Annotated in this window: 12 protein-coding genes and 1 tRNA gene; 2 read left to right on the top strand and 11 right to left on the bottom strand. The window is 59.1% G+C overall.

Going from position 1 to position 14496, the window contains the following annotated elements; translation table 11 throughout:
- Nucleotides 1-40: 40 nt before the first annotated feature.
- The 9 genes from cmk to mtnA are packed head-to-tail and all read right to left on the bottom strand — an operon-like array spanning nt 41 to nt 10851.
- Nucleotides 41-721 carry a (d)CMP kinase gene (gene cmk, locus M7F93_RS02000; RefSeq protein ID WP_298168257.1) on the bottom strand — a complete coding sequence of 227 codons (681 nt, stop codon included), beginning with the start codon at nt 719-721 and terminating at the stop codon, nt 41-43.
- On the bottom strand, nt 718-2019 hold the full coding sequence (gene aroA, locus M7F93_RS01995; RefSeq protein WP_298168255.1) for a 3-phosphoshikimate 1-carboxyvinyltransferase: 1302 nt from the start codon (nt 2017-2019) through the stop codon (nt 718-720). The genes cmk and aroA overlap by 4 nt, the downstream gene beginning before the upstream one ends.
- 3 nt (nt 2020-2022) lie before the next feature.
- Nucleotides 2023-2898, bottom strand: coding sequence for a prephenate dehydrogenase (locus M7F93_RS01990; RefSeq protein ID WP_298168253.1), 876 nt, complete (start codon nt 2896-2898; stop codon nt 2023-2025).
- A gap of 1 nt (nt 2899) precedes the next feature.
- On the bottom strand, nt 2900-3916 hold the full coding sequence (aroF, locus tag M7F93_RS01985) for a 3-deoxy-7-phosphoheptulonate synthase (protein WP_298168250.1): 1017 nt from the start codon (nt 3914-3916) through the stop codon (nt 2900-2902).
- Nucleotides 3917-3920: 4 nt separating this feature from the next.
- On the bottom strand, nt 3921-5018 hold the full coding sequence (gene hisC, locus M7F93_RS01980) for a histidinol-phosphate transaminase (RefSeq protein WP_298168247.1): 1098 nt from the start codon (nt 5016-5018) through the stop codon (nt 3921-3923).
- Complete coding sequence (gene pheA, locus M7F93_RS01975; protein WP_298168243.1) at nt 5018-6094, bottom strand: prephenate dehydratase; 1077 nt, start codon at nt 6092-6094, stop codon at nt 5018-5020. The genes hisC and pheA overlap by 1 nt, the downstream gene beginning before the upstream one ends.
- 15 nt (nt 6095-6109) lie before the next feature.
- Nucleotides 6110-7198 (bottom strand): 3-phosphoserine/phosphohydroxythreonine transaminase, encoded by a 1089-nt coding sequence (serC, locus tag M7F93_RS01970; protein WP_298168241.1) that lies wholly within the window; start codon nt 7196-7198, stop codon nt 6110-6112.
- 6 nt (nt 7199-7204) lie between these two features.
- Nucleotides 7205-9742, bottom strand: coding sequence for a DNA gyrase subunit A (gene gyrA, locus M7F93_RS01965; RefSeq protein WP_298168238.1), 2538 nt, complete (start codon nt 9740-9742; stop codon nt 7205-7207).
- A 56-nt stretch (nt 9743-9798) separates the two neighbouring features.
- The gene (gene mtnA, locus M7F93_RS01960) at nt 9799-10851 is read right to left on the bottom strand and encodes an S-methyl-5-thioribose-1-phosphate isomerase (RefSeq protein ID WP_298168235.1); all 1053 of its coding nucleotides are present in this window, start codon (nt 10849-10851) and stop codon (nt 9799-9801) included.
- Nucleotides 10852-11005: 154 nt separating this feature from the next.
- On the opposite strand from mtnA, the gene M7F93_RS01955 reads away from it, so the two are divergent.
- Together M7F93_RS01955 and M7F93_RS01950 are read left to right on the top strand one after the other, a co-directional pair.
- Entirely contained in the window at nt 11006-12229 is a 1224-nt protein-coding gene (locus M7F93_RS01955) for a class I SAM-dependent rRNA methyltransferase (RefSeq protein WP_298168232.1), read from the top strand.
- Nucleotides 12230-12287: 58 nt separating this feature from the next.
- A tRNA-Thr gene (locus tag M7F93_RS01950) sits at nt 12288-12363 on the top strand.
- 227 nt (nt 12364-12590) lie between these two features.
- On the opposite strand, the gene M7F93_RS01945 is transcribed toward M7F93_RS01950, so the two are convergent.
- Nucleotides 12591-13343 carry an ISAs1 family transposase gene (locus M7F93_RS01945; RefSeq protein ID WP_298168362.1) on the bottom strand — a complete coding sequence of 251 codons (753 nt, stop codon included), beginning with the start codon at nt 13341-13343 and terminating at the stop codon, nt 12591-12593.
- Nucleotides 13322-14401 (bottom strand): Druantia anti-phage system protein DruA, encoded by a 1080-nt coding sequence (locus M7F93_RS01940; protein ID WP_298168228.1) that lies wholly within the window; start codon nt 14399-14401, stop codon nt 13322-13324. The genes M7F93_RS01945 and M7F93_RS01940 overlap by 22 nt, the downstream gene beginning before the upstream one ends.
- Nucleotides 14402-14496 lie beyond the last annotated feature (95 nt).

Genomic DNA, 14496 nt, shown 5'->3' with positions numbered 1-14496 from the left:
GCGCCCCTTGAATCACTGCTCGATGCCATAAATGGCGGTTTCAATTTTCCTGCAAAGCCGATTGAACCCAGCTTTGCAGGACCCTGTATGTGTCGGAAACGCTTTGTTCGCTGGTATCCAGGAGGCGCGCATCGGACGCGGGCCGGAGCGGTGCCACGCTGCGCTGCTGATCCCGGGCATCGCGTTCCGCAATTTCCGCCACAACTGTGGCGAGACTAGCACTAATACCCTGTTCCATCAACTGATTCAGACGCCGTTTGCCCCGTTCTTCGGTCCTGGCGGTCAGAAATACCTTGAGCGGTGCATCCGGGAAAACCACGGTCCCCATATCTCGGCCATCAGCTACCAATCCCGGTACCTGGCGAAAATCCCGCTGGCGCTGCAATAAGGCCGCACGCACCGCAGGAATTGCGGCAATCTGAGAGGTCAACGCACTGATTTCGGAGCTGCGGATTTCCGCATCGACCAACTCTCCCGCGAGCAAAACATGTGTTTCGTCGGTGCCACCTCGAAAGCTCAGGGGCAATGTGCGCGCCAGTTCGGATAAGGCCACGGCGTTGTCCGCAGGCAACCCGGCACGCTGTGCCGCCAGCGCCAACGCCCGATAAATAGCACCACTGTCCAAAAGATGCCAACCCAGATCACGGGCCAAAAGACGGCCCAGCGTGCCCTTACCAACCCCGCCGGGACCATCCAATGTGATGACGGGAATGCTATTCATGCGCCCACCACCTCCAGCAGCAGCCCGGCCTGATGCGCCAAAGCGGGAAAACTTGGAAAAGACGTAACCACATTGGCACAGTCGAGGATTTCGATATCACCTTGCGCCACCAGGGCCGCCATAGCGAAGGCCATCGCGATACGATGATCCCCATGACTGTTTATACGACCACCCAGTAGAGGCGATCCATTGATAATGGCCCCGTCCGCGCGCTCCTCTACAATAATACCCATTGCCCGCAGGCCACTAGCCATCACCGCAATGCGATCACTTTCCTTCACCCGGAGCTCTTCGGCACCGGTAACCACGGTCTGCCCCTTCGCACACGCCGCGGCGATGAACAACACAGGAAATTCATCAATAGCCAGAGGTACCAGATGGGGAGGAACGGCAATGCCTTGCAACGGCGCATAGCGGACGCGGATATCGGCGACCGGCTCACCGCCCACTACGCGCAACGCGGTGAGATCAATCCGGGCGCCCATACGGGTGAGAATTTCAATGATGCCGGTGCGCGTCGGATTGATGCCTACACCTTCCAGGGTGAGATCGGAACCCGGCGCGATGGTGGCGCCGAGCAGGAAGAAAGCCGCGGAAGAAATATCGCCGGGCACCTGCAGCGACTGCCCATGCAGGTGTCCACCTTGGCGCAGGCAAGTCCGTGCATCTTGGCGCTCGATCGGGTAACCGAAGCCCCGCAGCATCCGCTCGCTGTGATCACGGGTAGGCGCGGGCTCCGTCACGCAGGTCTGGCCTTCGGCATACAAGCCCGCCAGCAAGATGGCGGATTTGACTTGGGCACTGGCCATCGGCAGAACATAGTCGATGCCGTGCAGGGGCCGCCCGTGAATCTGTAAGGGCGCCTTACCGTCCTGGGCGGCAATTTCCGCGCCCATAGCAGTCAATGGCCTCAACACCCGGCCCATAGGCCGCTGCTGCAGACTGGCATCGCCTATCAGCGTACTCGGGAAAGCCTGACCGGCCAACACCCCTGCCAAAAGACGCATTGCCGTACCGGAGTTCCCGCAGTCCAACGGTACACCAGGTGCCCGTAATCCATACAGACCGACACCCTGTATACGCAAGCGCCCGTGATCCGGTCCTTGCATCTCTACGCCCATGGTGCGAAAGGCGGCGATAGTAGCAAGTACATCGGCACCTTCCAGCAACCCCTCTACTTCCGTCACACCTTCAGCAAGCGCACCAAGAATAACAGCGCGATGGGAAATAGATTTATCGCCGGGGACCGGAAAACGCCCCTTGAGCTGACTGCCTGGATGGACGAGATATCGGGTCATGATTCAGGGATATACCGGAGGAAATTGAAATTGTTGACGACAGTCGCGACCGCGCTCCAGCAAGGCGCGCAGGGCGCTCCTGTCATTCCCTGCGAGTATCTGCTCGACATTGCCGAGGGTTTTTTGCAAAGCCTGCAGATGCTGTTCGACGATTGCACGATTCTCCCAGAGGATGGCTGCCCAGAGATCGGGATCAGAGGCCGCTATTCGGGTAAAGTCACGGAGCCCTCCGCCAGCGAGATCACGCAGCGCAGGGGCCTGATCATCCAGGCCAGCCATATAGGCAAAGGCGAGTAAATGAGGCAAATGACTGGTCGCAGCAAGTGCTTGATCATGGTCCTCCGGCGTCATTTGCGAGACAGTCGCACCGAGGCTCTGCCAAAAGTCGCTTAAAGCGTCTACCGCATTAGGTGCCTGTCCCGGCAGCGGCGTCAGGATAACACGCGTCCCTTGATAAAGACTCTCCCGCGCCGCTGCAAATCCGGTTTTTTCTCCCCCAACCACGGGATGCCCGGCGATGAAGCGATCTCCCAGCAACTGACGACCCAATTGCGCTATCGGCGCTTTGATGCTGGCGACGTCGCTGACCAAGGTCTCTGCAGATATATGACGCGCCAATTCCGGCAACTGCTGCAAGATGATTTGCGGGGGGGTAGCCAGCAGGACCAGGTCGGCATCTCGCAGCGCCGATTCCAACTCATGAGCCAAGCTGATCCGCCATTGCTGCACTGCAGGTCCCATGCGCTGAACCGCAGCCGCATCCGCAAGTACACCCACCAGCGATCCGGCGAAGCCCCTGCTGCGCAAGGCTTTAGCGACACTCCCACCCATGAGGCCAAGGCCGACAATGATAACTCGCTGGAAAGGAATGTCTGGCATGCTAGAGTTCGCGACCGATGGCCTCGGCGATTTTACGCAGATCACCCATCAGCGTCATGAGTTGCTGCGGACTCAGTGCCTGATCGGCATCGCACCAGGCTTCTTCGGGACAGGGATGCGACTCCACCAGCAAACCATCTGCACCAGCCGCAATGGCGGCCTTGGACAATTGCGGTACGAGCCAGGCCTTACCGCCAGCGTGACTGGGATCAACGATAACCGGCAGATGCGTCTCCCGCTTGAGGACCGGAATAGCGGTGACGTCAAGGACATTACGATAGGCCGTCTCAAAGGTGCGAATACCGCGCTCGGCGAAGATAATCCGGTGGTTACCGTGAGCAGCGATATATTCGGCCGCCATGAGCCATTCCTTAATGGTGGCACTCAGGCCGCGTTTGAGTATGACCGGCACATCCAGACGCCCGACTTCTTTGAGAAGATCGAAATTCTGCATGTTGCGCGTGCCGATCTGAATGATATCCACCCCTTTTTCGAGGAAAAGATCAATCTTGCGGACATCCATCAGTTCGGTGACGATGGGCAGACCGACCGCATCGGCGGCGGTCCGGAAATAATCCAAGCCTTCGTCGCCCACGCCTTGGAAGGTGTAGGGGCTGGTGCGGGGTTTGAAAGCGCCACCGCGCATCAGACGGCAGCCCGCCGCCTTGACGGCCTCTGCGGAGCTGCGCATCTGCTCAGGTGTTTCGACCGAACAGGGTCCGGCGATCACTTGAATCTGCTTGCCGCCAATGGGGATACCACGCACCTCAATCACGGTATCAGTGGATTTGAACTCGCGGCTGACGAGCTTGTAGGGTTTCAGAATGGGCATCACCTGTTCCACAGCAGGCAAGGATTCCAGCGCGCCCTCAGGCAACAGCCGTTCATCTCCTAACAGGCCCACCACGGTGCGCTCGGAACCGGTGCTGACCATGGGCTGCAGGCCAAACTGGCGGATACGCTCCAGCAACTGCTCCATCTGCTCAGCGGTAGCTTGTGGATTAACAATGACGATCATGGAATTATAGGACCTCACCCAGCATTTTTAGAAAACGTTGATTTTCCACCGGCAGACCGACACTGACCCGCAGATGATCCGGCATGCCATAAGGGGTAAGCGGTCGAACGATGACGCCTCGGTGTAACAGGGCATCATACACACGCTGTCCACCCCCTGGTACGGCAAAGGTGGTAAAGTTGCCTGCAGGCGGCAGGATTGTCAATCCAAGATGGCGTAATCCATCACGGAGGGCCACGATCCCCTGGCGATTGTTGGCCAAGGTAGCCCGCAGGTGGTCATTGTCCGTTAGCGCAGCATGCGCTGCCACCTGCGCTAACGTATTGACATTGAATGGCTGACGAACCCGCTCCAGCACTGCTATCAAGTCAGGGTGGCCAATGCCGTAACCGCAACGCAGGCCTGCCAGCCCATAGGCCTTAGAAAAGGTCCGGGTAAGCAGCAGATTACTGAAGCGCCGCAGCCACAGCTTACCGTCAGGATAATCCGCCGTATCCATCAGTTCCAGATAAGCCTCATCCAGCACCACCAGGGCATGCGCAGGCACACTGTCGATAAAGGTCTCCAGCGCCTCCGCTGTAAGGTACGTACCCGTGGGATTATTGGGATTGGCGATAAAAACCAGCCGGGTTTGTGCGTTGAGCAGACCGGCCATAGCCTCCAGGTCATGACCGTAGTCCCGTGCCGGGGCAATCCGCACGGTCGCTCCACTCGCTTGCGCAGCAATCGCATAAGCGGCAAAGGCATATTGTGAAACAATCACCTCGGTACCCGGCCCGGCAAAGGCGCGTACGGCAAACTCCACCACCTGATCAGAACCATTGCCGAAGATAAATTGCCTGGGGTCCAGATCTAACTGCCGCGCCAGCAACGCGCGCAACTCTGGCGCTGATCCCTCGGGATACAGAGCCAGGGTAGGCAACGCAGCTCGGATAGCCGTCAGCGCCATGGGGCTCGGTCCCAGCGGATTTTCATTGGAGGCCAGCTTGATGGCATCACGGATGCCCTGTTCCCGTTCCAGTTCCGCCAAGGGCTTACCCGGCTGATAAGGACGCAAGTCAGACACCCCCGCTGCCGCATATTCCAGATATTTATTGCACATTAAAATACCGCCCTGGGATAACTGCCGAGACAGCGATAGAAAGACGCCTGTTGCGCGAGGGCATCCAGCGCCGGTGCAATGGCGGCATCCCGACAATGACCGAGCAGATCGAGATAAAAGACGTACTCCCAAATAGCGGAGCGTGCCGGTCGCGACTCAATGCGCGTGAGGCTGATCCCGGCACCGGCCAATGGCGACAGCAGCGCATGCAGGCTCCCGGGGCGATTGGCCGCGGCCACCACCAGACTGGTCTTGTCGTTCCCTGTGGAGCGAGTACTGATCTTGCCGATCACCCAAAAGCGCGTGGTGTTCTCGGGATTGTCTTCAATACCGGCAGCCAGAATATCGAGGCCATAAGCTTCCGCAGCCACCGTAGTGGAAATAGCACCACCTTCGGCATCCGCCGCTGCACGTTCAGCCGCCACGGCATTGCTGGAGACATCCACCAATTGCACCTGCGGCAAGTGGGCCGCAAGCCACTGGCGACACTGAGCCCGGGTCTGGTAGTGCACATAGACCCTCCGCATGGCATCCAGAGCACCTTTGCCCACCAGATTATGGACGATACGTAACTGCACCTCGCCACATATATGCAGCGGATAATCCAACAGCAGATCGAGGCTGAGATTGACGGAGCCCTCGGTGCTGTTTTCCACCGGTACCACGCCGAACTGCGCCTGCCCACTGTCCACCAAACGAAAAATCTCGGCAATCCCCGTGGTGGGTTGCAACACCGCAGCCCGCCCGAAATGCTTTTGTGCCGCCATTTGCGTGAAGGTGCCTGCTGGACCGAGATAAGCCACCTGTAACGGCTCTTCCAAGGCCAGACCAGCAGAAATGATTTCGCGGAAGATAGTGGCAATTTGCTCCGCAGAAAAGGGCCCCGGATTCTCCGCCATCACCCGGCGAAGAATCTCCGACTCCCGGTCGGGATAATAAAAATTCGTCTCGTCCGCGGCGCGCTTCACTGCACCGACTTCAGCAGCCAGGCGGCCCCGCTCCGCCAGCAACTGGAGGATTTGTGCATCCACCTGATCAATGACCCCGCGCAATTCGGGAAGCGTTCGTACACTCACGGATAAGCTGCCTCCCTAACCCTGGCGGCGGGCGAAATCCCGCATGAAGTCAACCAGCGCCAGCACCCCAGCCTCCGGCATGGCGTTGTAGATAGAAGCGCGCATACCACCCAGCAGGCGGTGCCCCTTGAGCTGGAGGAGCCCCTGCGCATCCGCTTCTTTCAGAAATATCGCGTCTAATGCCGCATCGTGCAGGGTAAAGGGCACATTCATCTGCGAGCGATTACGGTGCTCTATGGCGTTGTTATAGAAGCCGCCAGAGTTATCAATCGCCGCATACAGCAATGCGGCCTTACGCGCATTGATCTCCGCCATAGCGCCCAATCCGCCCAACTGCTGCAACCATTTGAACACTAAAGCAGCCACGTAAATGGCAAAGGTCGGGGGCGTATTGTGCATGGAGCCCTCTTTAGCGTGCACGGCGTAGTCCAGCATAGTTGCAGTACCGGTCGGCGCATGACCGATGAGGTCGTCGCGGACGATGACCAGGGTCAGACCGGCCGGCCCGATGTTCTTCTGGGCACCGGCATAAATGAGGCCAAAACGACTGACATCCACCGGCTTTGAGAGGATATGGGAAGAAGCATCACTGACCAGCGGGATATCGCCCAGTTCCGGGACAAAATCGAACTCCAGACCACCGATGGTTTCATTACCGGCAATATGCACGTAGGCGGTATCGGCGCTAACCTGCCATTCCGATTGCAGAGGCACCACACGGGCCTGACGATCCGCATTGCTGGCCGCCACTTCCACGGTCGCAAAACGCCTGGCCTCTGCTATGGCTTTTGCAGACCAGATACCGGTCTGCACATAACTCGCCCGCGCATGACCGCGCAGCAGGTTGATGGGAACCATGGCAAACTGCAGGGTCGCCCCGCCCTGCAAAAACAGCACCTTATAATGAACGGGAACCTGCAGGAGGTCACGGAGGTCCTGCTCGGCCGCGGCGATAATCTGCATGTAATCTGCACCGCGATGACTCATTTCCATGACCGAAATACCGCGGCCATGCCAGTCGAGCAACTCCGCCTGCACCTGCTCCAGCACCACACGGGGAAGCATCGCCGGACCCGCACCAAAATTATAAACGGGATAGTTCATGATGTGTTACTGGGGCAGATCAGTCTGCTCCCCCTCCTCTTCTTCCGTATCGGCAATCAATGCCAGTCCCGCCAGTTGCTCACCCTCGCCCAGGTTAATCAGGCGCACCCCCTGCGCATTCCGGCCGGTACGACGGATGCTGTTGATGGCAATACGAATCAGGGTGCCGTGATCCGAGACCAGCATCAGTTCGTCCCGCTCCGTTACCGCCAGCGCGCCGACCACATCACCATTGCGCGCGTTGGTCTGGATGGCAATCACGCCTTTTCCACCCCGATTGGTACGGCGGTATTCATCCACTTCCGTCAATTTACCGTAACCATTGGCCGTAGTGGTGAGGATCACCTGACTGGAGTCCACCCACTGTGCCGAGATCACCCGATCATTCTCTTCCAGACTGATGCCGCGCACGCCCCGGGCATTACGCCCCATGGCCCGGGCTTTCGCCTCGGGGAAGCGTACCGCCATACCATGCCGGGTAAAGAGCATGAACTCGCGCTGCCCGTCGGAGAGGCCAACGGCGACCAGACGATCGCCGGGGTCGAGGTTGATGGCATTGATACCCTGACTGCGCGGGCGGGAATACTCCATGACCGGTGTCTTTTTGACGACACCGTGGGAGGTCACCATGCAAACAAACTGCCCCTCGGTAAAGTCTCGAATCGGCAACACGGCGGTGATACGCTCCGTGGGTGCCAGGGACAACATGTTGACGATGGGCTTGCCCTTGGCACCGCGACCCGCCTGCGGTAACTGATATACCTTCTGCCAGAAAACCTTACCGAGATTGCTGAAGAATAGACAATAGGCATGGGTCGAAGCGCAGAACATGCGTTCGACAAAGTCTTCTTCTTTGGTGGTGGTGGCCATCTTGCCTTTGCCGCCCCGTCTCTGGGCATTGAAGACCGTCACCGGCTGCGCCTTGATATAACCGGCGTGGGTGAAGGTCACCACCATTTCCTCTTCGGTAATCAGATCTTCCGTCGAAATATCACCCGTGTCCGCCACGATCTCGCTGCGCCGGGCATCCCCGTACTGATCGCGGATGGCCACCAGCTCTTCGCGGATGACCTCCATCAGCCGGGTCTTTGAGCCAAGAATCTCCAGCAACTCACGGATGCGATCCAGCAAGGCCAAGTATTCATCGCGGATTTTGTCCTGCTCCAGCCCGGTCAGACGGTGCAAACGCAAATCGAGAATGGCCTGGGCCTGAGTCTCGGACAGATGATAGCCGTCGGCCTGCATACCCTCAGAAGGCTCACCACGCTCGACCAACAGCGCCGCGACCATGCCCGGCTCCCAGGATTTCGCCAGCATCTGCGCCTTGGCTTCGGCCGGGTTGGCCGCCGCCCGAATCAGGCTGATGAGCGGGTCGAGATTGACCAGCGCCACCGCCAGGCCTTCGAGGATATGGGCGCGGTCGCGTGCCTTCTTCAGCTCGAAGACGGTGCGCCGGGTGACCACTTCGCGGCGGTGCTGGATGAAGGCCTGCAGCAGATCGCGCAGACCGAGGGTCCGCGGTGCCCCGTCCAGCAGCGCCACCATATTGATATTGAACACACTCTGCATAACCGTGTGCTGGTAGAGATTATTCAGCACCACATCGGCATTGGCATCCCGCTTGAGTTCAATGGCGATACGCATACCCGATTTGTCCGACTCGTCGCGCAGGTCACTGATGCCTTCCAGACGCTTTTCCTTGACCATCTCGGCGATGCGCTCAATGAGCTTGGCCTTATTCACCTGGTAGGGCAGTTCGGTGACGATGATGCTCTGCCGGTTGGATTTTTTGTCCGTCTCGAACTCGCAGCGCGCCCGCATGACCACCCGGCCCCGCCCGGTGCGGTAGGCTTCGATACTGCCGGCACGGCCATGAATAAAGCCTGCCGTCGGGAAATCCGGCGCCGGGACCAAGGTAAACAAGTCTTCATCCGGGGTCTCGGGATCATCCACCAGCGCCAGACAGGCACTGATCACTTCCGTCAGATTGTGGGGCGGGATATTGGTCGCCATACCGACTGCGATACCGGCGGAACCGTTGATCAGCAGGTTGGGGATACGCGCCGGCATGACCAGCGGTTCCATCTCCTTCTCATCGTAGTTGGGGCCGAAATCAACGGTCTCTTTTTCCAGATCCGCCAGCATCTCGTGGGCAATGCGGGACATGCGCACTTCGGTATAGCGCATAGCGGCGGGGCTGTCGCCATCCACCGAACCAAAGTTACCCTGCCCGTCGATGAGCGGGTAGCGCATGGAAAAGTCCTGCGCCATCCGCACCATCGTGTCATAGACGGCGGTGTCGCCGTGGGGATGGTATTTACCGATGACATCACCGACGACACGCGCCGACTTCTTATAGGGCTTATTCCAGTCGTTGTTCATCTCGTGCATGGCGAAGAGCACACGACGATGCACTGGCTTGAGGCCGTCGCGGGCATCCGGCAGGGCACGACCGACGATCACGCTCATGGCGTAATCGAGGTAGGACTGGCGCATCTCCTTTTCGAGACTGACAGGAATAGTTTCTTTGGCGAATTCGATCATGTGGAGACTGAGTACCCCTGATTATTTTTTCAACACGGCATTATGCCACAGCGGGGCTAAGCCTGCATGTGGCCAGCGGCTAGCGCCTGGAGCGCCGCCTGAAACCCCGGGCGCGCCACGCCACGCTCGGTGATAATGGCGGTGATCAGACTGGCGGGGGTGACATCAAAAGCCGGATTGCGCACTTCGACACCTTCTGGTGCCACCGCATGGCTCGCACACTGCAGCACCTCGGCGGCGGGGCGCTCTTCGATGAGGATGCCGCCGCCATCGGGCATGGCGAAATCCACCGTACTCAAAGGCGCCGCGACATAGAAAGGAATCTGATGATATTGCGCCAGTACGGCGAGGCTGTAGGTGCCAATTTTGTTTGCCGCGTCGCCATTGGCGGCAATGCGGTCGGCACCAACGATCACCGCATGGATCAGGCCCTGTTGCATCAGATAGGCGGCGGCGCTGTCGGCATTGAGATGAAAGGGAATACCGTCCTTCTGCAACTCCCAAGCGGTGAGGCGCGCGCCCTGCAGCCAGGGCCTGGTTTCATCAGCATAGATATGGAGCTGCTTACCCGCAGAAATCCCTGCACGAATCACGCCCAGTGCCGTGCCGTATCCGCCGGTCGCGAGGCTGCCGGTGTTGCAATGGGTCAGAATGCCACCCTCCGCCGGCAAGAGCTCCGCGCCATAACGGCCCATACGCTGGTTATCGGCGATATCATCGCGGAGCAAGTCATGGGCGGCCTGTAAAAGCGCGGCGACGGCCTGCCCCGCGGTAGACGCCGATTGCGCCAATGCCAGTTGCCGGTCCGTCGCCCAGGCGAGATTCACCGCGGTCGGTCGCGCCGCCTTGATCTCGTCGGCGGCACTCAGCAGGCGTGCCTGCCAGTCCGCATGTGTGCTCGCCTCACTCACGGCCAGTGCCATGGCATAAGCGGCGGTGATGCCGATCGCCGGGGCACCACGCACGACCATCTGCCGAATCGCCACCGCCACCGCGCGATAATCACCGAGCTTTAACCAGGTTTCCTGCTGCGGCAACAGTCTTTGATCGAGAAGGCAGAGCTGACCCTCCTCCCAACGGATGGCACGAATTTGGTCGGCACTGGACACATATCCTCCTCGGCAAGATACCAGGTCAGTCGGGAGCGGAACACCGCAGTATGGTGTGCTCAATATACGGGCAGTTGAAAAGTCTGTAAAATGCGCCGGAACGTCCAGACCCCATGCTTCTGGGGCACTCCCGCTTTCACCATCAGGTCCACTCATGTCTTCTGCCAGCCCATACCCTGTTCTTCGTCTGCGTCCCAAGGAGGATCGCCGCCTGCGCGCCGGTCACCTCTGGATTTACAGCAACGAAATCGACGTCCAGAAAACCCCCCTCACCGCCGTCACTCCAGGCAGCGTCTGCCGGATGGAAGACGCCCAGGGCAAGGCCTTGGGGCTCGCCCACGTTAATCCTCATACCCTGCTCTGTGCGCGCTTGTTGAGCCGTGACCCGCATGTCAGCATCGATGAGGGCTTTTATCGCACCCGCTTACAGCAGGCTTTGCTGATGCGGGAGCGTCTGTTCAGTGCGCCTTTTTACCGCCTGGTGCATGGTGAAGGCGATGGTTTGCCGGGCCTGATTATCGACCGCTATGAGGACCATCTGGTGCTGCAGGCAGGCAGTCTCGGCATGAATCGCGATTTGCCCCTGATCACGGCGGCTTTGCAGGGTCTGCTGCGCCCGGCGGGCATTTTGCTGAAGGCCAGCGGGGCGGTGCGGCGATTGGAAGGATTGGAAGACCGCGTCGAAGTCCTCTTCGGGCATATTCCGGAGCGACTGGAAGTTTGGGAAAACAACTGCCTGTTCCAAGTTGACCCGCGCGGCGGGCAAAAAACCGGCTGGTTTTATGACCATCGCGCCAATCGTCGCCGCTTGCGGGACTTCGCCCTGGGGCGCCGGGTGCTGGACTGCTTCGCCTATCTCGGTGGCTTTGCCATCCCTCTGGCCAAGGCCGGAGCAACCGCCGTCACCGCTGTGGACAGTTCGGCGCCGGCCTTGGCGATCCTCGAAGAAAACGCCCGACGCAACGAGGTTGAAGGCTTGCGCAGCATTCACGGCGACGCCATGGAGACGCTGCACAATCTACGCGACCGTGGTGAGCAGTTCGATCTCATCGTCCTTGATCCCCCGGCGCTGATTAAATCGAAAAAGGATTTCAAGGAAGGTAGCATCGCCTATCGTCGTTTCAACGACATGGCCATGCGTTTACTGACCCCCGGCGGCATCCTGTTCTCGGCGTCCTGCTCGCATCACCTGAGCCGGGAAACGCTGCTCAGCCAGATCGCTTTTGCCGCCCAGCGTGGAGACTATCAGATTATTGGCGAAGGCAGTCAAGATATGGATCATCCCGTCCACCCGGCGGTGCCCGAAAGCAATTATCTCAAAGGCTTCTTCATCCACCGTCGGGAAGAGTTATCCGAAGAGGCAGAAGAGGCCACCTGATCACCAAGCGCGGTTGATTCTTGTCGCCATGCCCGGTGACAGGTACAATCGCGCCCACGCCGGCGTAGCTCAGTTGGTAGAGCAACCGATTCGTAATCGGTAGGTAGCCAGTTCGAATCTGGCCTCCGGCACCATACAGAACAATTGGTTGGACGAAGCCGCTACGCGGAGGAGTCGCCTGCTGCGGCGCCACGAATTATTCTGCACCTTCCTCCCCTCAATGCCGAGGGGTTGATTCTGCAATATTTCGTGAGGACAAACCAGCATAAAGACCCCCACCGCCGATCACTTTGAGCGGCAATACCAGACGCATCTCAAGCACCTCAAGCTCAAAGGCCTGCAACCCACGGTAAATTTGTTCTCAGCCGCCTCCAGGGATTGTGGGCGCCGAGTTTTTCGTCATGCGCAGATAATCGAAGACGAGACGGGTACGGAAGCAGAGGGTGCGCATCATTTCTGCGATAGACTGAGAGGGTTTCTGGAAGGATTTAAGAATGCCGATGGCGAAGCGGCGCAGGCGGGTGAGATTTTCCGGGCCGAAGCCGGTGCGGACGCGACTGCGGTCCTCGTTGAAGTTCCAGTCAATGAGATAATGCACGCTCTCTATGGCCCAGTGTCCACGGTTCACTTCCAGCAGGCGCTGCGGTGAAGCCTCCTGCGGAGTACGACTGGTGATCCCCAATGCCACTTCCAGGGAGCGCTTGCCGGTTTTCTTCTGGATACATTCCCGCTCTATCCGGAAAGTCTGGCCGACATGGGGGAAGTCGACGTAGTCATTGAGGGTTGTACTGCACCAGATCCGGCGGGTTTCGATCCGACCGTGATCCGCAGGCGAGACTTCCACGAAATCGGGCGTACCACAATGTTCGAATTGTACGGCGATATCGTGTTCCAGGGTCGGCTGATTTCCCTTCACGGTAAAGTGGTAATGGGCCTGCTGTTCTATCAGGTAGGTAGCCAGCGCCCGTTGCGTCAGCAGGGCATCTGCAGTCACATCCTTGCCGGCGATATCGCAGCGATCCAGTACGGGAATCGCCATCCCGATCTCATTGGTGCGTTTGACCGCATCGCTATGGGCTACGGGTAAGGTGCCTACTTTTTTTGGGCATAACAGGTGCGCGAAGTGTGGCCCACCGCGCTCAGGATATGAGTCTGGGCACCCTTTTCGTCGACGGCGTTTTTCATGGTTTTGCCATCCATGGCCAAGGCACTGTCCCCCGGTTGTCCCCAGGATTGATTCCAGAGACTGAGCGCTCGGTCCAGTGTTCCCGGTTCAACCCGCACCAGGCAATCGCGGATCACAAATTCACTGGGAACGACATAACGTTTATTCTCGCACCGGCAGCCGAAACGCTCCCGTGCAGGTTGCCCCAGTCCCTGGGCCCAGTCCGCCATGGCCTTGTAACCGGACATGCCGCAGAGCGTGGCCCCCGCCGCGATCCCCAGCACGACCGGTAAACGATGCCGTCTCCCTTGCGGCCGACGGGGGTCGGGAATATCCGAGAAGCAGAGCGGTAGTGAACGCATTTCATCGGCATTGAGCATACGGTTAGGGTCTCCGGTGAGTTGCAGGTGGGCATAGTTCGGGTGGGTCAGGCGGGCTTGAGGATTACGGACCAGAGGCCGGATAAAGACCCGTTTGGGGGACGCAGCGGTGGCGCTGTAGCCGCTTGGGGTGCGACGATAGCCTTGGGTCAATCCCAGCTCTATCCAGTTGGCCGCCCGATACACGCCTCCGTAAAAGCGCTCTGGGTCGACAAAGGTTTCCAGCAGAAATAAGGGATGCCCGAAGTGAGTCTGCCAGTCGTCAGCGATACGCCGCTCAATCAGCGACAGGACGCGCGACCCGACATTGGGGCGATGCCAGTCAGGCAAAATCAGAAAGCGGCTGTTATTGGCGATGAGCCGGAGACGCCCATACTGGGAACGGAAGTCCCAGCCGATCCAGCGATCACGGACCCCGCATTTCAATGCGGCCCCGGACATGCTGATCTGCGCCACCCACTGATCCTGCCAGGTGGCGACGTACCACAGCGTCTCGCCGATCTTGGGCAGCGCACCCAGATAATGATGCTCCGCCATCAGTGCCTGGTAACGCGCTTCCTCGTGGCGTTCAACCCGGCGCACACGGATATCCGCGAGCATTTGATTAAAAGATTTTGCCGATTCCATACCGCCCGTTATACCGGAAATCCGGGCCGGAGTCCAGCATCGGGGGTTACTGGTTTGGTTTATATCCGGGTTCTAGGTAGGACAAATCTACCGTG

It is taken from the genome of Acidithiobacillus sp., from assembly GCF_027322205.1.
In the GTDB taxonomy this organism is placed as follows: domain Bacteria; phylum Pseudomonadota; class Gammaproteobacteria; order Acidithiobacillales; family Acidithiobacillaceae; genus Acidithiobacillus.
Note: the sequence above shows the minus strand (reverse complement) of the source record. Positions and strands in the feature narration are given on the sequence as shown.

Bases quoted from the DNA above. Each gene is read 5' to 3' on its own strand.
- M7F93_RS01940 (WP_298168228.1), bottom strand. From the start codon at position 14,401: ATGGAATCGGCAAAATCTTTTAATCAAATGCTCGCGGATATCCGTGTG.
- hisC (WP_298168247.1), bottom strand. From the start codon at position 5,018: ATGTGCAATAAATATCTGGAATATGCGGCAGCGGGGGTGTCTGACTTG.
- serC (WP_298168241.1), bottom strand. From the start codon at position 7,198: ATGAACTATCCCGTTTATAATTTTGGTGCGGGTCCGGCGATGCTTCCC.
- M7F93_RS01955 (WP_298168232.1), top strand. From the start codon at position 11,006: ATGTCTTCTGCCAGCCCATACCCTGTTCTTCGTCTGCGTCCCAAGGAG.
- M7F93_RS01990 (WP_298168253.1), bottom strand. From the start codon at position 2,898: ATGCCAGACATTCCTTTCCAGCGAGTTATCATTGTCGGCCTTGGCCTC.
- aroA (WP_298168255.1), bottom strand. From the start codon at position 2,019: ATGACCCGATATCTCGTCCATCCAGGCAGTCAGCTCAAGGGGCGTTTT.
- aroF (WP_298168250.1), bottom strand. From the start codon at position 3,916: ATGATCGTCATTGTTAATCCACAAGCTACCGCTGAGCAGATGGAGCAG.
- gyrA (WP_298168238.1), bottom strand. From the start codon at position 9,742: ATGATCGAATTCGCCAAAGAAACTATTCCTGTCAGTCTCGAAAAGGAG.
- cmk (WP_298168257.1), bottom strand. From the start codon at position 721: ATGAATAGCATTCCCGTCATCACATTGGATGGTCCCGGCGGGGTTGGT.